This window comes from Sphingobium algorifonticola (assembly GCF_004005485.1).
GTDB classification, from domain to species: Bacteria; Pseudomonadota; Alphaproteobacteria; order Sphingomonadales; family Sphingomonadaceae; genus Sphingobium; species Sphingobium algorifonticola.
Map to the genome: position 1 here is coordinate 1 of NZ_RZUL01000006.1, position 24264 is coordinate 24264.

Sequence of the window (24264 nt, forward strand, 5' to 3'; positions counted from 1 at the left end):
TGTTGAAGATCAACCCGATCCGGACGCCTTGCGACCGCTGCGCGCCGTCAACTCCCTACTTGCCGCGTGACGTTCGCTATCCGTTCGCCCTTTCCGTGCAGATACGTCACTTTCGTGTAGTCACCCCTCACTGGCGAGTACCTTTGGCCCAAGGACGCCGGCGCTTAGGGTGTCATTCCGCCCTCAGCCGGAACCGACCCCATCATCGTCGCAATCGTGACGGCTTGCGGTCTCATCATGCCCAAGACCTCGTCACGGGCGATTACATCGCCTGCGGGAACGGCCGATGCCATGGAAACGCTCGCTCCCGTCGATCTGGACGTGGCCCAGATGCAAAAAGTGGTCGCAGCCGAAGGTGGCTGTGTCGCCTGGGGTGGCACCGTCCGCCTCAGTCCCGCGGATGATATCTTCATCGGCGTAGAGAGGGCGCTCGACATCGACACCGAAGGACAACTGGTCGCGTCCGTCCTGTCCAAGAAGATCGCTGCGGGTGCAAGTCATGTCGTGATCGACATTCCCGTCGGCCCGACGGCCAAGGTGCGCAGCAACGCGGCTGCCGACAAGCTCGCGGCAAGGCTCGCAGCGATCGCCGCCCGTTTCGATATCCATGTCGAGTGCATTCAGACCGATGGCACCCAGCCGGTGGGACGCGGGGTTGGACCCGCTCTCGAGGCATTCGATGTGCTCGCCGTGCTGCAATGTCTCCCCGACGCGCCGGCTGACCTCAAGGATCGCGCCTGCCTTCTTGCCGGCACGATCCTCGAATTGGGAGGCGCGGCGGCTCCCGGTGCCGGCAGGGCCTTGGCCGAATGCGCGCTCGCGCGGGGCGATGCCTGGCGCAAATTCGAGAAAATCCGCGCGGCGCAGGGCGGCGCCCGGGAGCCTCCTCGCGCCGCGCTGACGCGGGACATTGCTGCCCGGCACAGCGGCCGCGTCACGCATATAGACAATCGGCGGATCGGCCGCCTCGCAAAACTGGCAGGCGCCCCTGACCGGCCTGCCGCAGGACTTCGTCTCGCCGTCCGTCTGGGAGATGATATCGCCGCAGGGCAGCCGCTTTTGCGTCTCCATGCCGATTCCCAGGGTGAGATGGCCTATGCGCTGGCCTATGCCGAGGCAAATTCCGATATGATCGCCATTGCATGATGAGATCGATGCTATTCTCGATGCCAGGCAATGAAGCGCTCACCGCCAGCCTCAGCGCGCGGGGCGGGTGGGCGCTCGGCGCGCTGGAGGTCCGCCGCTTCCCGGACGAGGAAAGCTATGTGCGCCTTATGTCGGACGTTAAGGGCAAATCCGCCGCGATCATCTGCACGCTCGCCCGTCCGGACGCGCAACTACTGCCACTCCTGTTCGCCTGTCGTCTCCTCAGGGAAGGCGGAGCGCGGTCGATCGAGCTTGTGGCGCCTTACCTCGCCTATATGCGGCAGGACCAGCGGTTTCATGTGGGAGAAGCGCTGACGTCCAGGCACTTTGCTGATCTTCTCTCGCAAGCCTTCGACGGCCTCATCACCGTCGATCCCCATCTCCATCGCTATCGCAGCCTGAGCGACGTCTACACGATCGATGCAGTGTCGCTCAGCGCATCCCCTTTTCTCGCGGACTGGATCGGCACTAATATCGAGCGCCCGCTGGTGATCGGGCCAGACAGTGAAAGTGAACAGTGGGCCGGCGCGATCGCGGCGGCCTGCGCCGCACCGCATGTTGTTTTCTCCAAGTCGCGCAGGGGGGACCGCGATGTCCGTGTCGAGGCGACCAATCTCAACGCGTGGCGCGGACACAACCCGGTGCTTGTCGATGATGTGATTTCCTCCGGGGAGACCCTCGCAGACGCTGCGCGGGCAATCCTTGCGCAGGGCTTCGCGCCGCCCGTCTGTATCGCCGTTCATGGCGTTTTCGCATCGGGCGCCGAGCAGGCGCTCCATGGCTTGGGATGCCGCGTCGTGACCACGAACGCCATAGCCCATGGGAGCAATGCCATCGATCTCACGCCCCTCTTGTGTGGCGCCCTCGGGGCAAGACTGGGCGCGGAGCGCCCGTGCCCAACTACGTAGATAAACTGAATGAACGATCGTTGGCCTCTCGCTAGCAGTGGTGAAAAGCAGCAAGGAGGCCAGCATGGCGATCAAGGATCTGCTCGCGGTTGTCGATACCGGTGACAAGGATGAGCAATTCATCAAGGATGCCCTGAGTTTTGCGGAATTTCACGATGCAAAGCTCACTTTCCTGGTGCTCTCGATCATTCCGACGGGCGATTATGGCGGCATGTGGGGAACACCCTTCGTTATCCTGCAGGACTTTGCAGAAGCGGTCGAAATCAAGGAAAAGCGGCTTGCCGAGCGTACGCGCCTGTCGAACATCGAGGTGCGCACCATTTCCGATCAGCCAGGTGTCATGCTTACCAAGGCCGCCGTTCAGGCGCGTTACGCCGACATGGTTCTCTTCGGGCCGGCAGAGGCCTATGATTATCCCCCGGTGCGGCGCGAAACGATCGAAAGCATCCTCTTCGCATCGGGGCGCCCGGTCCTCATCCTGCCCGAGGGCTATCAGCCTCGCACCTTCGACTCTGTCGCGCTCGGGTGGAATGCGTCGCGAGAAGCGACGCACGCGCTTCGCGATGCGACCGCTGTCGCCAAGCCGGGCGCTCACGTCAAAGTGCTCGTGCTCGATGGTCGCCCTTCGACCAAGGGTCATGGCTCGGATCCCGGCGCCGACATTGCTCGCCATCTTGCGCGGCACGGCTTTGCCGCCGATGTCGTGCCCCTCAACGCACTGGAAAAGAGCGATGCGCAGGCCCTGGTACAGGGTGCCCGTCAGCACGGCGCCGATGTGCTCGCGCTCGGCGCTTATGGTCATTCCCGTCTGCGCGAGATGGTGCTCGGCGGCGTCACCCGCGAGCTGATCGCGGGCGCCGCCCTCCCGCTGCTCTTCTCGCACTGATGGCCTGACTGGAGCAACTGACAGTCCCGGTATAAGCCCTGGCCCGCTTCGGCGCGCCAGGGCGCTCGGGCGCTGCGCATCCGTAAAAATACGCAGTGCAGCGCGTGGACCCTCGTCTGCATAGTTCCTGACATGTTCGGGAGGTTCGATGCATCACGACGATCGACACGACGAAGCCGCCGTCACGGCTGCGCACAGCGCGAGCGATGATGAGGCGAGCGAGGCGCGGCGGCTTGCGGCGCTTCATGGCAGACGGACAGGGCAATATCTGGTAGACGAGATGCAGGCGGCGCTCCGGGCAGGCGATGCCGAGCGTGCAGCCTATTTCGACCGTCTGCGTCGGCTCATGCCATTGGATATAGCGCTTCGCTCGGAAGGCTGAGATCTTCTGGCCGGATCGGAACGCACGCTACAAAGACAGAGCGACGGAAAGCCATATTCGTATGGGCAAAACCATAGCGAATAGCAGCTAGGCCAAGTTGGCGGCAGTCAGCATATTATGGCTTCGCGCAGGAGAAGCCCGCAACGCATAACCCTTGAGCCATTCGGCGGTGGCCAGATAGACGAGGATCAGCGCTGCTATCCCGGCGATGAGCGACGCGCTCGGGCTGGTAAAGCCCAGCACCCCTGCCCAGGGACCGAAGGGAAGCGCCAAAGCGCCCGCCATGCCCAGCACCGCACTGGCGACGAGTGCGCGATGCGGCCGGCTGCGCCAGAAGGGAAGGCTGGTTCGGATCACGAACCCCACCAGGATCTGGGACGCCATGGACTCGATGAACCAGGCGCCACGAAATTCGCCGATACCGGCATGCGCGACGCCGATGAGCAAGGCGAAGGTCGCAATGTCGAAGAGGGATGAGAGCGGGCCCATGATCGCGGTGAAGCGCATGATGGCCGCCATGTCCCAGGCATGGGGCTTTGCAAGATCCTCCCTGTCGGCGCCATCGAGGGGGATGCCGATTTGCGAGAGATCGTAGAGCAGGTTGTTGAGCAACACCTGCACCGGCGTGAGCGGCAGGAACGGCAACCAGAGCGAGGCAACCGCCATGGTCAGCATATTGCCGAAGTTCGAGCTCGTACCCATGCGCAGATATTTCATGATGTTCGCATAGGTGCGCCGGCCTTCGAGCACGCCGTCCGCGAGCACGCCGAGATCGGGGGCCAGCAGGATCATGTCGGCGGCGTCGCGGGCCACGTCGGTCGCACCGTCCACAGAGAGGCCCACATCGGCCGCGCGGATTGCCGGCGCATCGTTGATGCCGTCACCAATGAAGCCGACCGTGTGCCCCCTTGCGCGCAGCGCACGCACGATCCGTGTCTTCTGATCGGGTGTGACGCGGGCGAATATGTCGACCGCCTCGACCCGTGCAGCGAGCGCCTGATCGCTGAGCGCCGCGATCTCGCTGCCGGTCATCATGCCATTGACGGGAAGAGAGAGCGTGCCCACGAGATGGCGCACCACGGGGGCGGCATCGCCCGAAATCACCTTGATCCCGATGCCGGCCGCTTCGAGCCGGGCAACGGCGCTTGTCGCGCTCGGCTTGGGAGGATCGACAAAAACACAGTAGCCGCAAAATATCAGGCCGCCATCGTCATCCTGCTCGATACGGGTACGCCCAGGAGCAGCCTTCCACGCTACACCCAACAGGCGCAGACCCTCGGCGGCGCGTGCATCATGCAGATCGATGATTTCCCTGCGCAGCGCTTCGTCGAGAAGCATGGTCCGGCCGTCAGCCGTCTGGGCCCGATCGCATAGCGCCAGGACCGTTTCCGGTGCGCCCTTCACGATCTCAACGCGGTCCGCGCCGTGCTCGGCAAGAACCGATACCCGGCGTCTTTCGAAGTCGAACGGCCGCTCGTCGATCTTCGTCCAGCCCGAGAGCGCCTTGTCCGCCATATGTTCAAGCAAGGCTTCGTCGAGGGGACTCTTGAGGCCGCTTTCGAACCGGGCGTTGACAGCGGCCAACTCGATAACCCGCTCGCAATCGCGGCCATCGAGGCCCGGATGGCCCACCAGCGTGATATGGGCCTCGGTCAAGGTGCCGGTCTTGTCGGTGCACAATATGTCCATCTGCCCCAGATCATGGATCGAGGAGAGCCGCTTCACGACCACCCGTGAGGCTGCCATCCGCTGCGCGCCCCGCGATAGTGCGACGGTCATGATCATGGGGAGGAGTTCAGGGGTGAGCCCGACCGCAAGCGCCATCGCGAAGAGAAAGGACTGCAGCGGCGGGCGGCCGAGGGCAAGATGGGCGAGGAGCACGAACAGCACGAGGAATATGGTGAGGCGCACGATCAGCATGCCCAAACGGTGGATGCCGTGCTCGAATGCGGTTGGCGCGGGAGTCTCGTGCAGCGCGTCCGCGATTGCGCCGAGGCGTGTCCGCTTGCCGGTCGCGACGACCAGCATCTGCAGGGATCCTGCGACAAGCGATGTGCCGCGGAAGACGACGCCGCTCGTGTCATCGTCTCCCGGTCCTGCGTCGAAGGGCTGGGGTTTCTTCTCGACCGGGTAAGGTTCGCCGGTGAGCAGGGCCTCGTTCGCCTGCGCCGCGTTGGCCGAAAGGATGATGCCATCGGCCGGAACCAGATCACCCGCGCTCAGCGCCACGACATCACCTGCAACGAGATCCTGGACGGGTTGCTCCACGAAGGCGCCATCGCGCAGAACCTGTGTGCGCAGCGCAATCGATTGCCGGAGGGCGTCGGCCGCGTTCTGGGCCCTGTGCTCCTGTATCATGTCGAGCAGCGTGGACAGCAGGATCACGGCTGCAATGATCGTAAAGCTCACAAGGTCGCCCGTCAGTCCGGCAACGGCCGAGGCGGCCAGCAGAATGAGGACGAGCGGATTGGCGAGGCGCCGCGCCAGGTCGAACAGCAACCGGCGGTGCTGCGCGGAGCCAAGGCTGTTCGGTCCATCCTGCGCCAGGCGCTGGGCGGCAATCTGTGCGGACAATCCTGCCGGTGAACCGCCGACCGCCTGGATCGCGGCCTGCGCGGATGAGGTCCAGAATCGTGTTTCGCTCATAGGGGCGCCCGCGCTCGTGCTGCTCGGCCGGCAAGCCCTTTGGAATACCGGCAGACCCGCCTGCGGTATCGCCCCGACATTCCCAATCCGCAATGCTACGTAACGACGGATGGACCTGGAAGGCGCAGGGTTGGCGAGTCTCCCGGAAGGGGCTGATACAATGGATGGAGATGAACTGCCTAGGGTCGGCGCCGAGCCTGCCGGCGCGCAAGGCGGCGGATGGCGGTCCTGGTTTTTCGGCGTCGTCATCGCCGCCGCCCTGCTCGGAGCGGTTCTCCATTTCGGCGAGATTCGCAATTTCGGCCGCCTCATAACGCGGGCGCAGCCGCTCTGGCTTGGTCTGGCCGTCCTTCTGCAGGTTTCGACCTATGCAAGTGTCGCTGCCGGCTGGTCTGCCGTCCTGACAGCCGCGGGCACACCCCGGCCGCTCCCCCGGCTTGCCCGGATCGCCGTCGGCAAGCTTTTCGCCGACCAGGCCGTGCCAAGCGCCGGCATGGGGGGCAACATCCTGCTGGTCGATCAGCTGTGCGGATTGGGCGTTGCGCGCGGCACGGCCGTTGCCGCGCTGCTGATCTCGATGATCGGCTTTTACGCCGCCTATGCGGTCTTCGCGCTCGCCATGCTCGGCCTGCTGTGGCTGCACGACAAGGCAACCCCTCTCATGGCAGGGCTCGTCACGACGTTCCTGCTTGTCGCGCTTGCGATTCCATCACTGGCGCTCTGGCTCCGGCAGCGTGGCAGCGCACCCTTGCCGCCGCGTCTCGAGCGCATAGGCGTGGTCCGGGCCTTGCTCGGCTCGGTCGCGCAGGCCCCTACCAAACTCCTCGCCAATCGCCGCCTCCTGCTGGTCGTCACCGCTTGCAATGCCCTCATTTTTCTTGCCGATGCGGGATCCTTCTTCGCGTGCCTGAGGGCGCTGGGACAGCCGGTCTCTCCCGAAACCGCCTATATCGCGCTCATCATGGCGTCGATCGTCGCGACGCTGGGGCCGATACCGCTCGGCCTTGGAAGTTTCGAGGCGACGGCCGTCGCGACGCTTCGCCTGCTCGGCACGCCGGTCGAGCCGGCGTTCGCCGGCACGATGCTCCTGCGGCTTCTCACGCTCTGGCTGCCGCTCATTCCCGGCATGATCATCATGAGATCCGATCTCAAAAGGCGGAAAAGGCCTCCGGCGCGAGGGTCGGGGCAGGGGGCGCGGCATCCGTAGAGTCCCGAATACCGGGCCGCACGCGGCAGGCTCAGAAGGATGGTCAACAAGCCAAGTGCGATGGAGACGGCCATGAAGAACATTCTTTTGCTGCTGCACGACGATGTCGGCCAGGAGGCCCGCCTGCAGGCGGCGCTCGACCTTACGCGTTCGCTCGACGGACATCTGACCTGTCTCGATGTCGCAATTCTTCCTGCACTCATGGGCGATCCCTATTGTCAGGACGGCAGCGCCATTCTCCTGCAGGAGGAGCGGGCCCGCGAAGACGTCAATCAATCCCGCATCCGTGAGCGACTGGACCGTGAGGATGTTTCCTGGGAAATTGCGCAGGTCACCGGCGATCTTGCGCCATGCCTGAGCGATGCAGCGGGTCTTGCCGATCTCATCGTCGTCAATCGCAAGCTGGACGAATTTCCCTATCCGGACATGGCTAACCTTGTCGGTGAGCTCGTCGTCAAGTCCGGCAAGCCCGTCATCGCCGTGCCCGACGATATCCGCAGCTTCAATGCGGCCGGCCGGGCGATCGTCGCCTGGGATGGCTCTCCCGCCAGTATGGCGGCGCTGCAAGCCGCAACGCCGCTCCTGAAGCTTTCGGAATCGGTCATCATCGTGGAAATCGACGATGGCTCCCTGAAGACGCCTGCGCGGGAGGCAGCCGCCTATCTGTCGCAACATGGCATCCATGCGCTCATCCGTCTTGAAAAGTCGCATGGCCGCTCAGCCGGCGACATTCTCCTGTCCGAGATCAGGGACCGCAGCATCGACTATCTCGTCATGGGCGGGTTCGGGCACCGCCGCTTCGTCGAAGCCTTGTTCGGCGGCGTGACCCGCACGCTCCTCGAAAAAAGCCCCGTACCGCTTTTCCTGGCGCATGGCTGAACTCGGAGCACATTATCATGGCCACCGATTACCGGTCTCGGATCGATGGGATAGCTGGCGATCATGATCGACCCGGCCATGCTGGCTGGGGATGGGTCGTCGGCTATGGCATCGCTCTGCTGCTGCTGGGACTGATGCCGTTCCTACAACCGGTGATGGCGGGTCTGGCGCTGGCCTGGATCGTCGGTATCGTCCTCATCGCGGCGGGCGCTCTTGTCCTCTGGGCGGGGATTTCGGGCCGAGGCTGGCGGAACCGATGGATCGACATCGCTATCGGCATTCTGTCGCTGCTGACAGGCGGCGCGATGCTCGCGAGCCCGATGCTGGGCGCCTTGTCCCTCGCGTGGATGCTCGGCTTCTGGCTGGTTGTCTGCGGCATCGCCGAGCTCGCGGTGATCGCATCGGCCCGTCTCCATCGCGGATGGCTTGCGGTAATGGGCGTGATCGACATCGTGCTCGGCTGCTTCCTTTTCGCAGCCGATCCGGTCACGGCGCTGGCCTTTCTGGGGTTCGCCCTGGGAATCAGTCTTATATTCCGGGGTATGTCCCTTCTCTTTCTCGGCCTGCGTCTCAGGCAGTTCTGACGCGTCCGAAGCGAACCTCGCCAAAGCGGCTTTCAGCGGAGAGACTTTAGGGAAATTGGTGGGGGATGGCGGATTGCGTCGTCCTGCTTTTCAGGCCGGATATAGATGGAGGTCAGCTCCGGCACGCGGGCTTTCATCTCGCGCTCTATGTCCTCGATCAGGCTTTCCGCTTCGCCCATCGGCAGATCATCGGCGAAATCGGCGCTGATCGCCACGAAAACGGCGTCGGGCGCCGTGTGGATGGTGCGCACATGATTGACCGCGCTGATCTGCGGACGCTTGTCGAGGATTGACCAGACCACCGAGATGATGGCCGGATCCGCGCTTTCGCCAATGAGCAGCCCCTTGGCCTCGCGCGCGAGCAGGACGGCGACCCCAGCCAGGATCAGGCCGATGGCGATGGATGCCATGCCGTCGATGCGGGGATCGCCATAATGATGGCTGGCCCAGACGCCGACGCCAGCAATGCCTAGACCGATCAGCGCCGCACTGTCCTCGAACAAGACGATGAACCCAGCTGGATCCTTGGATCGGCGAATTGACTGCCACCAGCTGCTCGCGCCGCGCTTGCCGTTGAATTCGCGCACCGCAATTGCCCAGCTCGTGCCTTCCAGGAGCACGGCCACAGCAAGGACGGCATAATTGATCGCCGGATCGCGCAGTGGCTCGGGCTCGGCGATGTGGAGCCAGCCCTCATAGATCGAAGCACCCGCGCCGACCGCAAAGATCAGGATCGCGACGACAAAGGCCCAGAAATAGAGTTCGCGCCCATAGCCGAACGGGTGGGTTGCATCGGGCGGACGCTTCGCCTTGGCCTGCCCATAGAGCAGCAGGACCTGGTTACCGCTGTCCACGAGCGAATGGACGCCTTCGGTCAGCATCGAGGAGGATCCGCTGATCGCGGCCGCCACGAACTTTGCTATAGCTATGCCGACATTGGCGAACAGGGCGCCAAAGAGGACAATATTCTCGCGAAACCTGCCCGACAGACCGGCCATTTGCCTCAACCGGGATAGGGGGTGGATTGCAGCAGTCCGGCCAGGTGCGCGGCATTGCTCGCGACCATCTTTGCGGTCTTGGTCACCTTTTGCGGCGTCTTCTTCAGATCCTTGAAGTCGGTCGATCCCATCGCTTCGCCGACCCAGTAGCAGGCTGCGACCGCCGGAATGGTCCAGCCGACATCGTTCAGCGCCTGGAAGAGCTGGGCAGACGAGAAATGCGCGCCATCTTCATTGCCCACGATCGCCGCCACCGCCACCTTGCCATAGCTCGGCATGCGGCCTTCGTCATCAGTCTCGGACAGGAACGCATCCATACGCTCGAGCACCCGTTTGGCGACGCTGCTGATCTGGCCCATCCAGATGGGGCCGCCGAAAATGAGAATATCATGCGCCAGGATTTTCTCGCGCAGCGCCGGCCAGGCGTCGCCATCGCCTTCATCGGAGGTCACGCCCGGCTTGATATCGAGCGCAGCGACCCGGACGGTCTCGCTTACGGTGACGCCCTTCTTCCCGAAAGCTTGTCCCAGGACGCCGATCATGACGTCGGTCGAGCTGTCCTCGCCGGTATCTGCCTTGAGGGTGCAGTTGAGCGCCAGAGCTTTGAGCGCCATCGATCATTCCTTTTCAGGTTCTGGCGGCCGCGAGATGCGGCCGCCCGTTCACTGCGGGGAGAACTCCTGAGCCATCGATGGGTTCTTTGCGCTGAAGGAGATAGCTGATGAGCGATACCGCCGAGAGAATCCATGAGGACGCGTTGCCCGGTCATGAAAGCAAACTCTCGCCCAAGCCCCAATGGCAGCCCCGCTATGCCGGGTCCGACCGGCTAGCCGGAAAAGTCGCGATCATCACAGGCGCCGACAGCGGCATTGGCAGGGCGGTCGCTGCACTCTATGCGCGAGAGGGCGCCGATATCGCCATCGTCTACCTGCTGGAAGATGACGATGCGGCAGAAACCCAGCGCATCGTCGAGAAAGAAGGCCGCAAGGCGATCACCATTCGCGGCGACCTTGGTGACAAGGCGTTTTGCGACGATGTCGTCGCCCAGACACTGAAGGCGTTCGGCAGGATCGACATCCTCGTCAACAACGCTGGCGAACAGCATCCCGACAAGGATATCACCGACATCAGCGAGGAGCAGCTTCGTCACACCTTCCAGACCAACATCTTCAGCATGTTCTTTCTCGTGCAGTCTGCACGCCCGCATCTCAAGCCGGGCGCCGCCATCATCAATTGCACCAGTGTGACGATGTATCAGGGCAGCGCCGAACTGCTGGACTATAGCGCGACCAAGGGCGCGATCACTGCCTTCACCCGGTCGCTGTCGGAGAATCTGGTTGGTGACGGTATCCGCGTGAACGCTGTCGCGCCCGGACCCATCTGGACGCCACTCAATCCCTGCGGCGGTGCGAGCCCCGAGAAACTGGAGCATTTCGGCGAAAGCACGCCCATGGGTGGACCCGGCCAGCCGAATGAAGTCGCGCCCGCCTTCCTGTTCCTTGCCTGCGAGGATTCGAGTTACATGTCGGGGCAGGTGCTCCATCCCAATGGCGGCACCATCGTCAACGGCTGAATACTCCGGCAGAGCGGGGCGGCATGGCTTCCTTCGTCACGAGCCATCGGTACGTCGCAACGCGCCTTATCTGACCGACACTGTGCTGTCTGAAGACGCCGCCTCGTACCACCATCTGTATAAAGGCTCATCTATGACACTTTACCGCGAGGCAAAGTGTCATACACGACAAAAACGACAAGCCGCGCATGAAGGGATTCACTTTTCGTTCTGGCTATGCATGATTCTTCCATGCTTCATGAACCCCTTCATGCGCGGCCCGACAACACCCCCCTCGACATGGCGGGCCTGCTCGAGATCCTGGCCCACAACTCGGCGCGGCCACGCTATGCCTTCATGGTCCTGAACCTGATCGCGAGGGCAGCGCGACCCAATGGCAGCGCCGGCCCGGATGTGGTCCAGGGCGGGGCGTTGATCCCGCTTCGCGACTGGCTTTGCGATGCGCTCACACCCATGGGCCATCGTGAACCCGGTAGGATCGCCCTGGCCCTTCGCGTGCGACGGGATCTCGAGGCAGCGGGATCGCTTCCCGCCGAACCGGAGGAGGCGGAGCGTGTCGTGGAAGCGGAAACACGCGCGCGCATTCGCACCTCGAGCAAGACCAATATCAGCCGCGCGGTTTCGGATCTGGTGCGCGCCGGCATGATTGTCCGCCATTATCAGGGCTACCGCGTGGATCATCACAATCGAGGCGCGCAGCGGCAGGCTGTCTACACCCTGACGCCGGTGGCGCGCCGCCTCCTGCAGCCCCATTCCCCGCCGGCGACCGTAGCGCCGCCAATGCGGCAGGCGAGCCTGCCTTTCGGATAAGGCCTCGGCAGGCCGCAACGGCGCCAAAGTGAGCCCTAACGGGGCGATTTGACCCTGAACCATGTTCCAGGCCAACTAAGGAACAACCCGTAACGACCCCTCTGCTGCGTCGCCCTAGGCTTTTGCGACACAACAAGCATAGCTGGCGGGTCAATCCGTCAGGCGACGCCAGAAACGGAGCCCTTCATGAGTGAACTTGGTCACGATCTCCATGCCGCTTTCCCTCAGGACGCAGATACGCTGCATGTCCTCAAGATGCAGGACGCCCGCTATCGGGACGTCGCCGACCGCTATCACGATACGACGCGCGAAATCGCCCGGATCGAAGCCGGTCTCGAAGCCAGTTTGGACGAGCGGCTCGAGACCCTGAAAAAGGAACGGCTCGCGATGCTCGACGAGGTCGCGCAGATGATTGCTGCGCGCAAGGCGCAGGCAGCATAAGAAGGTAGCCGCTCAGGGGCGGGGGTCCTGCAGGCAAAGGGGCCTGCAAGGAACCCCGACGCCTCGAGCGCTTCTGTCGTTCGCGCTGACACTCAGTGTTTGCGGACGAACTCGGCCCTTAGAACAAGGCCCTTGATACCCTCGTAGCGGCAATCGATTTCCTGACTGTCTCCCGTCAGTCGGATGGACTTGATCACGGTGCCCTTGCGCAGCGTCTGACCCGCGCCTTTGACCTTCAGATCCTTGATCGTGATGACGCTATCGCCATCGGCAAGCAGGTTACCGACTGCATCGCGTACTTCGGCCTGCTGGTCGGCTGCGGCGTTGGACGCCGCCTCGGCCGCGGTGATCCATTCGCCCGAGGCTTCGTCATAGACATAATCATCGCTCGTTTCACTCATCTGGAAGTCCCTGTCGTAAGCGGTCAGTTTAGATGCGCGCCCGATCGGGGCGCCGCGACGATGGCGGCGGCAATGCGCAGCGCCGCGGGATAGTCCTCGCACAGAATGGCCCGTCCGCTCCTGGCGCCAAGGCCAACACGGTCGAGCATCGCCTCGGGCTGCGGTCTGAGACCAGAGAAGATGATCTGCGTGTCTGCCGATGCCGCCTGCCGGACGATTTCCTCGATCGTCGTCACGCCGCTGGCGTCGAGAAGCGGTACCCGCCGCATGCGCAGAATCACGATACGGGGGGTCCGGCCGATCCGCCGCAACGTGTCGAGCAGCTCGTTGGCCACGCCGAAGAATATCGGACCGTCGATCCGAAACACTTCGACGCCCTCGGGCAAGGCATCGCGTTGACCGATTTCGTCGCCTTCCTCGTCAAGCTGATCTGCTCGCCCGTCGGAGGCAATTTCGACCGTTGCGCTCATGCGCATCATGAAAAGCAGCGACGCCAGCGTCACGCCGACGCCGATCGCAACCGTCAGATCGACGAGGACGGTCAACCCGAACGTGAGCAATAGCAGAATGCGATCGCCGTTGGGCATGCGTAGAAGCTGAAGGAAACGGTGATGTTCGCTCATGCCCCACGCCACGATCAGCAGGATCGCCGCGAGCGCGGCGAGCGGGACAAAGGCCATCAGCGCCGAACCGAAAAGAATGAACAGTAACAGGAAGACGGCATGCATCATCCCCGCCACGGGCGTGAGGGCGCAGGCGCGGATGTTGGTGGCCGTCCGGGCTATGGCACCCGTCGCCGGCAAGCCGCCGAACAAGGCGGACGCGATGTTGGCGGCCCCCTGGCCGACCAGTTCCTGGTTCGAACGGTGCCGAGAGCCGATCATGCCGTCCGCGACCACGGCGGACAGGAGCGCCTCTATTCCCGCCAGAAAGGCGATCGTGAACGCCGACGACATGACCGCCTGGATCTTCGCCAGCGAAATGTCCGGCAGGGCAGGGGTCGGCAACCCACTGCGTAAATCCGGAAAGCGCGACCCGATCGTTTCCACGGGCAAATGGAAGAGCGCCACGATCAGCGCTGCCAGGACGACTGCAATCAGGAAACCAGGCCATCTGGGTGCCAGCTTGCGTAACACCATGATCAGTGCGAGCGAGCCTGCACCGATAGCGAACGTCACGCTCTGCACACTGCCCATTGCGCCAAGATAAGCCGCCCATTTCGCAATGAAGTCGGCCGGCACGACCTTCATCGCCAGGCCCAGGAAATCCTTCACCTGGCTCGACGCGATGATGACGGCGATGCCGGCAGTGAAGCCGATCACCACAGGCTGCGGAATGAAGCGAACAAGGCTGCCGAGGCCCGAATATCCCGCAACGATGAGCATGACGCCCGCCATGAGGGTGGCGAGCAGCAGACCGTCATAGCCATGCTGTGCGATCACGTTGAAGACGACCACGACGAACGCGCCGGTCGGGCCACCCACCTGCACGCGCGAACCGCCGAGCCCCGAAATCAGGAAGCCCGCGACGACGGCGGTCACGAGGCCCTTGTCAGGCGAGGCACCGCTGGCGATCGCCAGCGCCATGGCGAGCGGAAGCGCGACGATCGCCACGGTCAACCCGGCGATGGCATCACGCCGGAACCGGCTCAGCGAATAACCTTCTCCCAGGACCGTGAAAAGCTTGGGCGTAAAGGCGGTCAGCCCGGCTCTAGGATCCATTGTCGCCCGCCTGCGGCGCCTCGGCCTGATCGAACAGCACCGAAAGCACGCGCTTCGGCTGGCGGCCTTCCGCCGTTTCCTTGAGCCGCACGCCCCGGCCCGCGCCGTGGCTGCTCGCATTCTCGCCGATGATTTCTATTCCGGCGGCCTCGAGTGCATTGATGACCTTCACCAGCGTATCCACCACGCTGCGCACCTGACCTTCGGAGCTTTCCATCCGTTGGATGGTCGGCAGCGATACCCCTGAAAGCGCGGCAAGCTGACGCTGGTCGATGCCGAGAAGCGCGCGGGCAGCCCGCATTTGCTGAGAGGTGATCATAGTCGCTCCATGATGCATGAGACATCAAATTACAATCTTACATCTCATATCATGCATATGCTAGATGGATATTCAGGGATTCTCCTGGTCGGAGTTGCCCGTCCAGAGGAGCTTCACGAAATGGCAAACCCATATGCCCTGTCCCTTCAGACAGCGATCGCGCAAGACAGGCGGATCCTGCGTAACCTGGGCACGCCCCAGCTGATCGAGGAAGCGATTCGCAACGGCGAAGGTCTGCTTGCAACGGATGGACCCTTCGTGGTGGCGACCGGCAAGCATACCGGCCGCTCGGCCCAGGACAAATTCATCGTCCGTGATGCCGAGACGGACGCGAGCGTCTGGTGGGGCAAGACCAATGTACCGATGAGCCCCGAGAGTTTCGCGTGCCTCAAGGCGGACTTCGCGGCGGCGCTCGACGAAAAAGAGAAGCTCTACGTCGCCGACCTCTTCGGCGGTTCGCAGCCCGAGCACCGGATCAATGTGCGCGTGGTCACCGAACTGGCCTGGCACAGCCTCTTCGTGCGCACCCTCCTGGTTCGTCCAAGCGCCGACGAGCTGGTCGCCTTCGCGCCGGAATACACGATCATCGATCTGCCAAGCTTTCGCGCCGATCCCGAGCGCCATGGCTGCCGAAGCGAAACCGTCGTCGCAGTCAATTTGAGCGAGAAGCTCATCCTCATCGGCGGCACGGCCTATGCGGGCGAAATGAAGAAATCCGTCTTCGGTATTCTCAATTATCTGTTGCCGACACGGGGCGTCATGCCGATGCATTGCTCGGCCAATATCGGTCCGGACGGAGACACCGCGGTGTTCTTCGGCCTTTCGGGGACCGGCAAGACCACGCTCTCGGCCGATGCGAGCCGCACCCTCATCGGTGATGATGAGCATGGCTGGTCCGATACCGCCGTCTTCAATTTCGAGGGTGGCTGCTATGCCAAGATGATCCGGCTTTCGGCGCAAGCCGAGCCGGAGATTTTCGCGACCACCAAGCGCTTCGGGACCATTCTCGAAAATGTCGTCATCGATCCCGAAACGCGCGCGATCGATCTCGACGACGACAGTCTCGCCGAGAACAGCCGTGGCTCCTACCCGATTGATTTCATTCCTAACGCGAGTGCCGATAATCTGGGGCCGGTTCCGCGCAATATCGTCTTTCTCACCGCGGACGCTTACGGCGTTCTGCCTCCGATAGCGCGGCTGACGCCCGACCAGGCCATGTATCACTTCCTCTCTGGCTATACCGCGCGCGTCGCTGGCACCGAGATCGGTGTCACCGAGCCATCCGCCACCTTCTCGACCTGCTTTGGCGCGCCGTTCATGCCCCGCCACCCGTCGGTTTATGGCAATCTCCTCAAAGCGCGCATCGCCAGGGGCGGCGTCCGCTGCTGGCTGGTCAACACAGGCTGGACCGGGGGGAGCTACGGGACAGGCTCGCGCATGCCGATCAAGGTAACGCGCGCGCTCCTGAACGCCGCGCTCTCGGGCGAGCTGGAAGGGGTGACCTATCGTACCGATCCTGTTTTCGGTTTCGAGGTGCCCGTGGCCGCGCCGGGTATCGACGACACCCTTCTCGACCCGCGTACGACCTGGGCCGATCCGGCTACCTATGACCGCACCGCCGAGAAGCTCGCGCGCCAGTTCGTCGAGAATTTCCGGCAGTTCGAGGATAGCGTTGATACGAGCGTCCGCGCCGCCGGCCCACGCCAGTTCAGCGATGCCTGAACCCGATGCCTTCGACGCGTTGCGCCGTCGGCTCGCAGGCGGCGAAGCCAAGTCGGGCGAGCAAAGCGGCCGTGCTAGTCCTGGCTCGGTCTGGGCCGCAATCGGCCGCGGGTTTCTTGGCCATTGCCCTTGCTGTGGCCAGGGCAAGCTGTTCCAGCGCTTCCTGAAGCCGGTTGCGCTCTGCGCATCCTGCCAGGAGGACTGGACACCGCAGCAGGCGGATGACTTCCCGGCCTATGTCTCGATCTTCCTGACCGGGCACATCCTCGCGCCGCTTATCATCGCACTCGTCAAGGATACCGAGTTTTCCGTCGCGGCCTTGATGGCGCTGATCGTTCCCCTGGCGATCGTCATGATGATCGGGCTGCTGCAGCCGGCGAAGGGCGCCATCATCGCTCTCCAGTGGTGGTTTGGCATGCATGGGTTCGAGGGCCGCAAAAAATCCTGAAATTCGGCCCCGAACAAGCTGCCCGGTCACGCTAGGGACGTTAGCGGCGCGTCCGGTATCGCTCGTAGCGAATGCGCCGCAGGCGCCGCTTGTTCAAACGCCGTCCGGCTTCAGCCTCGAATTGCATGTCCCCGACTATCCGCCGAAGTCCGTGAAGCTGGTCGAGAAGGTGAAGCGCGATCTCGACACCTTCGTCGTTGACGCCGAAATCCCGCTTCAGATCGTGGATGAGTTGGGCGCGAGCCGCATCGACGTCGGTCAAGATGAGAGACGTCTCGCTCCGCTCGCCCACCAGCCATTCGCGCTCGACCCACTGTTCGAGCATCCGCAGTTCAATGCCCGTGCGCGCCAGAAATGCCTCTAGGTCGATCATCACACTGCCTCGCGAGGATTGTGGGTCTTGCCCGCTTCCCAGCTCGTGACGAAGCGCTCGAGCTCGGGATCGCCAGGCTTGGGCAGCATGATCCTCAATTTCACGAGCTGGTCGCCTCTCCCGCCGGCCGCTCGCGGCGCACCCTTGCCCTTGAGGCGCAGCGTGCTGCCACTGTTGGAACCTGCCGGAACGGTCATCGTCACGTCGCCCGTCGGTGTGGGAACGCGCACCTTGCCGCCCAGCACCGCTTCGCTCAGCGATATGGGCAGATCGATGGTGATGTCGTCGCCATCACGGGTGAAGCGTGCATCGGGCTTGACCTCGATCTCGATAAGCGCGTCGCCGGGACCTCCCTTGCCCATCCCTGCAGCGCCTTTGCCTTTGAGGCGAAGCGTCTGCCCGTCGAGGATCCCGGGCGGTATCGTCACATCGAGCGTGCCGCCGCCCGGCAGCGTAAGCCGCTGCGATACTCCCGTGACAGAATCGGCAAAGCTGATCGCCAGTCGATAGAGCAGATCCTGCCCCCGCCGGTTGGCGCGGGCCTCAGCATTGCGCCGAAAAAGGTCGGCGAAGACATCGTCATTGCCGCCGAAATCGGCATAGCCGGCGTCGCTGGCGTAGCGTCCAAAGTCGGATCCCGCATAGTCACGGTAGAATTGCTGGGGCGGGCGCTCGGCCCCCGTTTCATCGATCTCGCCCGCATCATAGCGCCGGCGCTTGTCCGCATCACTCAGCAGATCATAGGCGCCGGCAACGTCCTTGAACTTGTCCTCGGCGGCCTTGTCACCGGGATTGAGATCCGGATGAAGCTTCTTCGCGAGCTTGCGATAGGCCTTCTGGATTTCTTCCGCCGATGCAGAGGGCGCGACCCCCAATTTTTCGTAAGGACTGCTCAACCCTCATGCCCCCCTGATGATCGCAAGTGCCGTCGCGCTCAAGCCGGACCGATCGCCTCCCGTTCGGCCATTGCCTTGCCTGGGATCAACTGCATCAATGGCCCCGGATTTACGAAATGACATATCGTTTCTTGCCCTGTCCGGGATGGTGGGGGCTCAAGCAGCCTGCGGCTCACGCCGATCCGCTCGGAGGCCTGCATCGACCTCGAACAGCAAACCGTCATCGCCTTCGTCGATCCTGACCCTTGCGCCATCAGGAATCTCGCCGGCAAGCAGCTTCTCGGCCAGCGGATCCTGCAGGTAACGCTGGACTGCACGTTTCAAAGGCCGCGCGCCATAGACCGGATCATAGCCAATCCGCCCCAGCCAGCGCTCCGCCGCCTCGGTGAGATCGAGCGTGATCTTGCGATCCTTCAACAGCTTGCCCACCCTGGCTACCTGGATCTCGACGATCGGGCCCATATGTTCCTGGCCGAGCCGGTGGAACAGGATGATCTCATCCAGCCGGTTGAGGAACTCGGGCCGGAAATGCCCGCGCACCACATCCATCACCTGCGGTTCGACCTTTTCCACGTCCTCGCCGTCGCCGAGGTTGGCGAGAAACTGACTGCCGAGGTTCGATGTCAGGATGATCAGGGTGTTGGTGAAATCCACGACGCGGCCCTGCCCATCGGTCAGGCGGCCGTCGTCGAGCACCTGCAGCAGCACGTTGAACACGTCGCCATGAGCTTTCTCGACCTCGTCGAACAGGACGACCTGATAGGGCCGGCGGCGTACCGCTTCGGTCAGCACGCCGCCCTCGTCATAGCCTACATAACCCGGAGGCGCGCCGATGAGGCGCGAGACCGAGTGCTTTTCCATGAACTCGGACATGTCGATGCGCACCATTGCCGCATCGTCGTCGAACAGGAAGCCCGCGAGCGCCTTGGTGAGCTCGGTCTTGCCGACACCCGTGGGGCCGAGGAACAAGAAGGAGCCCAAGGGGCGGTTAGGGTCCTGCAGGCCCGCACGTGCGCGGCGAACAGCCTTGGATACGGCGAGGACCGCGTCCTTCTGGCCGATCACCCGCTTGCCGATGACCTCCTCCATCTTCAAGAGCTTGTCGCGCTCGCCTTCCATCATCCGGTCGACAGGAATACCCGTCCAGCGGCTGACGACGGCGGCGATGTCCTCGCTGGTCACTTCCTCGCGCAGCAGGGCATTGTTCGACTGGCCCTGGGCGTCCTCGAGGCTCTTTTCCAGCGCGGGGATGCGGCTGTAGGTCAGTTCACCCGCCTTGGCGTAATCGCCGGCCCGCTGCGCCTGTTCCAGCTCGACGCGCGCCGCGTCGAGCTGCTCCTTGATCTTGCCTTCGGACGCGATCTTGTCGCGCTCATTCTGCCAGCGGGTGGTCAGTTCGGCCGACTGCTGCTCCAGATTGGCGAGATCCTCGCGAAGGGCTTCAAGTCGATCCCTGGAGGCCTGGTCGGTTTCCTTGGCGAGCGCCTGTTCCTCGATCTTGAGCTGGATGATCCGGCGATCGAGGCCTTCGATTTCCTCGGGCTTGCTTTCCACTTCCATGCGGATGCGGCTCGCGGCCTCGTCCATCAGGTCGATCGCCTTGTCGGGCAGGAAGCGGTCGGCGATATAGCGATTGGACAGCGTCGCCGCCGCGACGATCGCGTTGTCGGCGATGCGCACGCCATGGTGCAGCTCGTACTTCTCCTTGATGCCGCGCAGGATCGAAATCGTGTCCTCGACCGTCGGCTCGCCGACGAACACCGGCTGGAAGCGGCGCTGTAGCGCAGGGTCCTTCTCTACATATTTCTGATACTCGTCGAGCGTGGTCGCGCCGATGCAATGCAGTTCGCCGCGCGCCAGCGCGGGCTTCAGGAGGTTCGAGGCATCCATCGCCCCTTCGCCCTTGCCCGCGCCGATCAGCGTATGCATCTCGTCGATGAACAGGATGATGTCGCCCTCGGCGCCCTTCACCTCGTCGAGCACGGACTTCAGCCTTTCCTCGAATTCGCCGCGATATTTTGCGCCTGCGATCAGGCTGCCCATGTCGAGGGCCATCAGCCTGCGGTCGCGCAAACTTTCGGGAACGTCGCCATTGGCGATGCGCAGCGCCAATCCCTCGGCAATCGCGGTCTTGCCGACGCCCGGCTCACCGATCAGGGCCGGGTTGTTCTTGGTGCGACGGGCGAGAATCTGCACGGTGCGGCGAATTTCCTCGTCACGGCCGATGACCGGGTCGAGCTTGCCGTCTCGCGCCGCCTCGGTGAGGTCGCGCGCATACTTCTTGAGCGCCTCGTAGCTCTCCTCGGCCGACGCCGAATGGGCCTGGCGGCCGCCGCGCAGGTCGGTGATGGCCGCTTCGAGCGCCTGCGGCGTAACATTGGCCGCTTTCAGCGCTGCCCGGCCGGCGTCGTCGTGGCAAGCGCCAGGGCGACGAGCATGCGCTCGACGGTCACGAAGCTGTCGCCCGACTTCTGTGCGATCTGCTCGGCCTGGTCGAGAAGGCGCACAGCGTCGTTATCGAGCCCCGGGCTTTGCTGAGCCCCGCTGCCGGAGACAGCCGGGATCTTGGCGAGCGCCTTGTCCACTTCCTGTACGGCCAGCTGCGGATTGCCGCCAGCCCGCTGAATGAGGCCCGCCGCCATGCCCTCGCTATCTTCGAGCAGCGCCTTGAGGATGTGATCGGGCGAAATTCGCTGGTGATTCATGCGGATCGCAACCGTCTGCGCGGACTGCAGGAAGCCTTTGGCGCGATCGGTGAATTTTTCGAGGTTCACATCTTTCTCCAGCGCTAGGAGAGGTTTTGCCGCGCCGATATCCAGCGCTTCGGGCCCCTCCGCTATTGCCAGTTCATTGTGGCCGACGTCTCTCGGTTCCTATTAGGGATTTTACCGAAGAGGCGCGCTGGTGCCAAATGGTTCTCCAGTGGTTACGCCCGCGCTCCACCTTGCCGACTGCGTAATTTCCCGAAGGGCGAGGGGCGGCTGAAGAGCATAAAACGGCATCACAAGGAGCAAAGCGATGGCAGATAGTCCAGCCGCGCGGGGACGCCACACGATCATCCTCGCCCATCCCGATCCGGGAAGCTTCAACGCCGCGGTTGCGGATGCCTATGCCGACGCGGTTCGGGAATATGGCCAGGAAGCGACGATCCGCGACCTCTATGCGATGGGCTTCGACCCGCTGCTCAAAAATGAAGAGCGTCCCGACCGGCGCGGCTCTTCCTTATCTCGGGACGTTCGCGCCGAACTCGACGCGCTCACCGGCAGCGACGTGATCGCTCTGGTCTACCCCATCTGGTTCGGCATGCCGCCCGCAATGCTCAAGGGCTAAATCGACCGGGTGGTCGGCGCCGGCGTGACGCCAGACGAGGTTCGACATCGCGCAGCGAAGGGGCCACTCACAGCGGGACATATGTTCACGATCACGACTTCGGGGACCTCGGAAGAGTGGCTACATTCTCAAGGTCAGATTCAGTCGCTCCACGAGCTCGCAACGCTCTACCTCTTTCGCGCCTTTTCGATGCATTCCGCCGGATCGATCCATCTCGGCGGAATCGTCGAGGGACTGCCGGAAAAGATCGCAAGCGAACACTTCGCGCAGGTGCGGGAAAAGGCGCGGAAGATGTGCGAAAGAATCGCTGTCGAGCGCTACGGTGCCGCGCCCTCGATCAGCATATATGACGGAAGCTGACCTAAGGACTTGGCCAACGCGATGTTCGGCCCGCATTACTCGTTCAGAGGTGAGGGGACATCAGCGGTAAGCCATGGAGAAAATAGCATGGCTTATGCTTATGGGCGGAACGGTCTGGAGCGCAGCGAAACGCTCTTTGTCGTTTCCGCCGGCAAGCGGTCGCCGTTTATGCGACGAAAGTCGAAGGATTCTCGTCAGATCGCACTTGGCCATTCTTAAGCCCGGCGATGATAAGGCTGCCTGCCATGACTCGCTCCGACGCCAACCCCGACTGGACGATCGATTTCTCAAACCACCGCGCAACGCGCGGATCAGTCGAAATCGGGTTCGAGCCGGTCCCGAACGGCCATTTGGCCCTTACCTATTTGCATGGCCGCCCGGTGAGCCTCGAGCGCCAGTGCGAAATCGCGGGCGAGGCGATCGAGGCCATAGATTTGGCCCAGCGTCGACGCCGGCTTGCGCCATAGCGCAGGCACGGCCAGCCACCCCGGCACAGCAGATCAGATCAGGATCTCGAGAGCGCGTCCTTGAGACGCAGCTTTGCCTTCTTCAATTTCTGGATCATCGTGAGATCGGGCAGGGGCCGCCGCATCTCCGCTGCGATCCGCCGTTCGATTTCGGCATGCTTGGTATCCAGAGCCTGGGCATGAGCCGTTGCCATGTTCGCCTTCTCCCGTTCTGCTCTCCCCGCGCCGTGCGGAAAGTCTATCACCAGTGTTGACCTCGATTTCGAGGCTGGCTTTGCGCAGAATCAAAGTTGGCGCGTTCCGTTCAGATCAGCGGCCCGATTGTCGCCAGAGCATTGCACCAGATCCGGCGATAGGCCGGCCAGGCCCTCACATCGGCGGCTGTGACCTGCTCTGCGCTCAGACAGTAATCGCGCTGCCGCGCCTGCATGGCTGCGGCGAATTGCGGATCGCGCAAAAGAATGTCGTTCTCGAAATTCAAATCGAAGCTGCGGAAATCAAGATTGGTCGATCCGAAGAATACCAGGTCTTCATCGACGGTGATGATCTTGGCATGGAGAAGACCGCCCCTGAACTCCATGATCTTCACACCGGCTCTGAGCAACGGACCATAATATGCCCGGCTTGCCGGACCCACGAACCCGGAATCGTTCCTGGCGGGCACGACGAGCGTGACATCCACGCCTGCGCGCGCCGCGCCCGCGATCGCCTCGGCCACAACGTCGCCGGGGACGAAATAGGGTGTCGTCAGCAGGATCTGCTTGCGTGCTTCGCCCACGATCCGTGATATGAGCTGAGCGGTGACACCCTTGCCCGTCGTGGGGCCGGTGCCGACGACCTGGGCGGGCATGCCCCCATCGAACGGGGGCGTCTCATAGTCCCACGGCCTGAGATCGAGAGGGTGGCACTCGAACCAGCACTGCGCGAACAGAAGATCCATCTGCCGGGCAACGGGCCCGTCGAGCCGAACCATGACGTCTACCCAGGGCGCATAAAGCGGCTTGGGTGAAAAGGCGGCATCGGCGCAATTCTGGCTTCCGCAATGGCAGATGCGACCATCGATCACGCTGATCTTGCGGTGGTTACGCAGGTCCGGGCGCCGCGCGAAGATCATGGCGATCGGATTACCGATCGGCAGCGCGACCATGAGATCGATGCCGGCGTCCCCAAGAGATTTCCAGGTGCGCGACTTCAAGAATGCATGCGATCCGATCTGATCGACGCCAGCCCGCACCTTGACCCCGCGCCGGGCCGCACGGATCAGCGCATCCGCAACGCTCCGCCCGGTCTCATCGTCGAGCCAGATATAATAGAAGACATGGACGAAAGCGCGGGCTTGATCGATGTCGGCGATCAGGCGAGCACGCTGCGCGTCCGGACTATCGAGAAGCTCGGCGCGATTGCCCCGTGTCACTCCGAAGCCGTTTATGGCCCGCGCAAATTGTGCAGCTGCTCCCAGCTCACCGATACCGCTGCCATCGCCACTCGAAAGCACAATGTCCCGTGTCGCGGCTTCCGCGGCGCGGTGGGCGGCACCCTCCTTTCCTCCAAAACGGATCTGACCATAGAGATAGTAAAAGATCGGCCCTGCAATCGGGAGAAGCAGCAGGGCGAGGACCCAGGCTATGCGCGAGGTCGAATTAAGGTCGTCGCGCAGCAGCGCATGAACGAGAAAGGCGAGAAACAGCGCCGCATGCAGTATTGCAAGGGCTGCCGCCATGGTCACGACTTGCCTCGTGCACCGGACGTCTTCTCCGGAAAAGCGCC

Annotated in this window: 25 protein-coding genes and 1 pseudogene; 15 read left to right on the top strand and 11 right to left on the bottom strand. The window is 63.2% G+C overall.

Annotated elements, in window-relative coordinates; all coding sequences use genetic code 11:
• The first annotated feature begins 201 nt into the window (after positions 1-201).
• The 4 genes from ENE74_RS14340 to ENE74_RS14355 all read left to right on the top strand — a co-directional run bounded on the left by ENE74_RS14340 (position 202) and on the right by ENE74_RS14355 (position 3322).
• Positions 202-1146, top strand: coding sequence for a thymidine phosphorylase (locus tag ENE74_RS14340; protein WP_420902596.1), 945 nt, complete (start codon positions 202-204; stop codon positions 1144-1146).
• An 8-nt stretch (positions 1147-1154) separates the two neighbouring features.
• Entirely contained in the window at positions 1155-2054 is a 900-nt protein-coding gene (locus ENE74_RS14345; protein ID WP_277601380.1) for a ribose-phosphate diphosphokinase, read from the top strand.
• A 64-nt stretch (positions 2055-2118) separates the two neighbouring features.
• The gene (locus tag ENE74_RS14350) at positions 2119-2940 is read left to right on the top strand and encodes a universal stress protein (RefSeq protein ID WP_127691636.1); all 822 of its coding nucleotides are present in this window, start codon (positions 2119-2121) and stop codon (positions 2938-2940) included.
• A gap of 148 nt (positions 2941-3088) precedes the next feature.
• The gene (locus ENE74_RS14355) at positions 3089-3322 is read left to right on the top strand and encodes a hypothetical protein (protein WP_127691637.1); all 234 of its coding nucleotides are present in this window, start codon (positions 3089-3091) and stop codon (positions 3320-3322) included.
• An 87-nt stretch (positions 3323-3409) separates the two neighbouring features.
• Here ENE74_RS14355 and mgtA read toward each other — a convergent pair whose 3' ends face one another.
• On the bottom strand, positions 3410-5968 hold the full coding sequence (gene mgtA, locus ENE74_RS14360) for a magnesium-translocating P-type ATPase (protein ID WP_127691638.1): 2559 nt from the start codon (positions 5966-5968) through the stop codon (positions 3410-3412).
• Between the two features lie 160 nt (positions 5969-6128).
• Between mgtA and ENE74_RS14365 the strand changes: the two genes are divergently transcribed.
• From ENE74_RS14365 to ENE74_RS14375, 3 genes are all read left to right on the top strand, one after another.
• Positions 6129-7175, top strand: a complete 1047-nt coding sequence (locus ENE74_RS14365; RefSeq protein WP_127691639.1) for a lysylphosphatidylglycerol synthase transmembrane domain-containing protein — start codon at positions 6129-6131, stop codon at positions 7173-7175.
• A 72-nt stretch (positions 7176-7247) separates the two neighbouring features.
• Positions 7248-8054: a universal stress protein gene (locus ENE74_RS14370; protein WP_127691640.1), complete on the top strand. Its 807-nt coding sequence runs from the start codon at positions 7248-7250 to the stop codon at positions 8052-8054.
• A 17-nt stretch (positions 8055-8071) separates the two neighbouring features.
• Positions 8072-8638 (top strand): HdeD family acid-resistance protein, encoded by a 567-nt coding sequence (locus ENE74_RS14375; protein WP_127691641.1) that lies wholly within the window; start codon positions 8072-8074, stop codon positions 8636-8638.
• Positions 8639-8670: 32 nt separating this feature from the next.
• On the opposite strand, the gene ENE74_RS14380 is transcribed toward ENE74_RS14375, so the two are convergent.
• Together ENE74_RS14380 and ENE74_RS14385 are read right to left on the bottom strand one after the other, a co-directional pair.
• A complete protein-coding gene (locus ENE74_RS14380) occupies positions 8671-9636 on the bottom strand; it encodes a cation diffusion facilitator family transporter (protein WP_127691642.1) in 966 nt (321 codons plus the stop codon).
• A 5-nt stretch (positions 9637-9641) separates the two neighbouring features.
• Positions 9642-10250, bottom strand: coding sequence for a flavodoxin family protein (locus ENE74_RS14385; protein WP_127691643.1), 609 nt, complete (start codon positions 10248-10250; stop codon positions 9642-9644).
• Positions 10251-10357: 107 nt separating this feature from the next.
• Between ENE74_RS14385 and ENE74_RS14390 the strand changes: the two genes are divergently transcribed.
• The 3 genes from ENE74_RS14390 to ENE74_RS14400 all read left to right on the top strand — a co-directional run bounded on the left by ENE74_RS14390 (position 10358) and on the right by ENE74_RS14400 (position 12460).
• Positions 10358-11209: an SDR family oxidoreductase gene (locus ENE74_RS14390; RefSeq protein WP_127691644.1), complete on the top strand. Its 852-nt coding sequence runs from the start codon at positions 10358-10360 to the stop codon at positions 11207-11209.
• 231 nt (positions 11210-11440) lie between these two features.
• Positions 11441-12019 carry a hypothetical protein gene (locus ENE74_RS14395; RefSeq protein WP_127691645.1) on the top strand — a complete coding sequence of 193 codons (579 nt, stop codon included), beginning with the start codon at positions 11441-11443 and terminating at the stop codon, positions 12017-12019.
• A 186-nt stretch (positions 12020-12205) separates the two neighbouring features.
• The gene (locus ENE74_RS14400; RefSeq protein WP_127691646.1) at positions 12206-12460 is read left to right on the top strand and encodes an HP1242/YdcH family protein; all 255 of its coding nucleotides are present in this window, start codon (positions 12206-12208) and stop codon (positions 12458-12460) included.
• 92 nt (positions 12461-12552) lie between these two features.
• On the opposite strand, the gene ENE74_RS14405 is transcribed toward ENE74_RS14400, so the two are convergent.
• The 3 genes from ENE74_RS14405 to ENE74_RS14415 are packed head-to-tail and all read right to left on the bottom strand — an operon-like array spanning position 12553 to position 14901.
• On the bottom strand, positions 12553-12861 hold the full coding sequence (locus ENE74_RS14405; protein WP_127691647.1) for an alkylphosphonate utilization protein: 309 nt from the start codon (positions 12859-12861) through the stop codon (positions 12553-12555).
• 23 nt (positions 12862-12884) lie between these two features.
• Positions 12885-14582, bottom strand: a complete 1698-nt coding sequence (locus ENE74_RS14410) for a SulP family inorganic anion transporter (RefSeq protein ID WP_127691648.1) — start codon at positions 14580-14582, stop codon at positions 12885-12887.
• Positions 14572-14901: a helix-turn-helix domain-containing protein gene (locus ENE74_RS14415; RefSeq protein WP_127691649.1), complete on the bottom strand. Its 330-nt coding sequence runs from the start codon at positions 14899-14901 to the stop codon at positions 14572-14574. Before ENE74_RS14415 ends, ENE74_RS14410 begins: the two co-directional genes overlap by 11 nt.
• A 120-nt stretch (positions 14902-15021) precedes the next feature.
• Between ENE74_RS14415 and ENE74_RS14420 the strand changes: the two genes are divergently transcribed.
• Positions 15022-16623, top strand: coding sequence for a phosphoenolpyruvate carboxykinase (locus ENE74_RS14420; protein ID WP_127691650.1), 1602 nt, complete (start codon positions 15022-15024; stop codon positions 16621-16623).
• A complete protein-coding gene (locus tag ENE74_RS14425; protein WP_127691651.1) occupies positions 16616-17071 on the top strand; it encodes a DUF983 domain-containing protein in 456 nt (151 codons plus the stop codon). The genes ENE74_RS14420 and ENE74_RS14425 overlap by 8 nt, the downstream gene beginning before the upstream one ends.
• Before the next feature lie 40 nt (positions 17072-17111).
• On the opposite strand, the gene ENE74_RS14430 is transcribed toward ENE74_RS14425, so the two are convergent.
• The 3 genes and pseudogenes from ENE74_RS14430 to clpB all read right to left on the bottom strand — a co-directional run bounded on the left by ENE74_RS14430 (position 17112) and on the right by clpB (position 21114).
• Positions 17112-17444 carry a chaperone modulator CbpM gene (locus ENE74_RS14430; RefSeq protein WP_127691652.1) on the bottom strand — a complete coding sequence of 111 codons (333 nt, stop codon included), beginning with the start codon at positions 17442-17444 and terminating at the stop codon, positions 17112-17114.
• Complete coding sequence (locus ENE74_RS14435) at positions 17444-18340, bottom strand: DnaJ C-terminal domain-containing protein (protein ID WP_127691653.1); 897 nt, start codon at positions 18338-18340, stop codon at positions 17444-17446. Before ENE74_RS14435 ends, ENE74_RS14430 begins: the two co-directional genes overlap by 1 nt.
• A gap of 156 nt (positions 18341-18496) precedes the next feature.
• Positions 18497-21114, bottom strand: a pseudogene (gene clpB / locus ENE74_RS14440) (ATP-dependent chaperone ClpB).
• A gap of 244 nt (positions 21115-21358) precedes the next feature.
• Here clpB and ENE74_RS14445 point away from each other — a divergent pair.
• The 3 genes from ENE74_RS14445 to ENE74_RS14455 all read left to right on the top strand — a co-directional run bounded on the left by ENE74_RS14445 (position 21359) and on the right by ENE74_RS14455 (position 22497).
• On the top strand, positions 21359-21670 hold the full coding sequence (locus ENE74_RS14445) for an NAD(P)H-dependent oxidoreductase (protein ID WP_081260990.1): 312 nt from the start codon (positions 21359-21361) through the stop codon (positions 21668-21670).
• An 81-nt stretch (positions 21671-21751) separates the two neighbouring features.
• Positions 21752-22030, top strand: a complete 279-nt coding sequence (locus ENE74_RS14450; protein ID WP_081260989.1) for a hypothetical protein — start codon at positions 21752-21754, stop codon at positions 22028-22030.
• A gap of 245 nt (positions 22031-22275) precedes the next feature.
• Positions 22276-22497: a hypothetical protein gene (locus ENE74_RS14455; protein ID WP_127691654.1), complete on the top strand. Its 222-nt coding sequence runs from the start codon at positions 22276-22278 to the stop codon at positions 22495-22497.
• Between the two features lie 38 nt (positions 22498-22535).
• On the opposite strand, the gene ENE74_RS14460 is transcribed toward ENE74_RS14455, so the two are convergent.
• Positions 22536-22691, bottom strand: a complete 156-nt coding sequence (locus ENE74_RS14460) for a DUF465 domain-containing protein (RefSeq protein ID WP_081260988.1) — start codon at positions 22689-22691, stop codon at positions 22536-22538.
• Between the two features lie 110 nt (positions 22692-22801).
• Positions 22802-24217: a phospholipase D-like domain-containing protein gene (locus ENE74_RS14465; protein WP_127691655.1), complete on the bottom strand. Its 1416-nt coding sequence runs from the start codon at positions 24215-24217 to the stop codon at positions 22802-22804.
• Between the last annotated feature and the right edge of the window lie 47 nt (positions 24218-24264).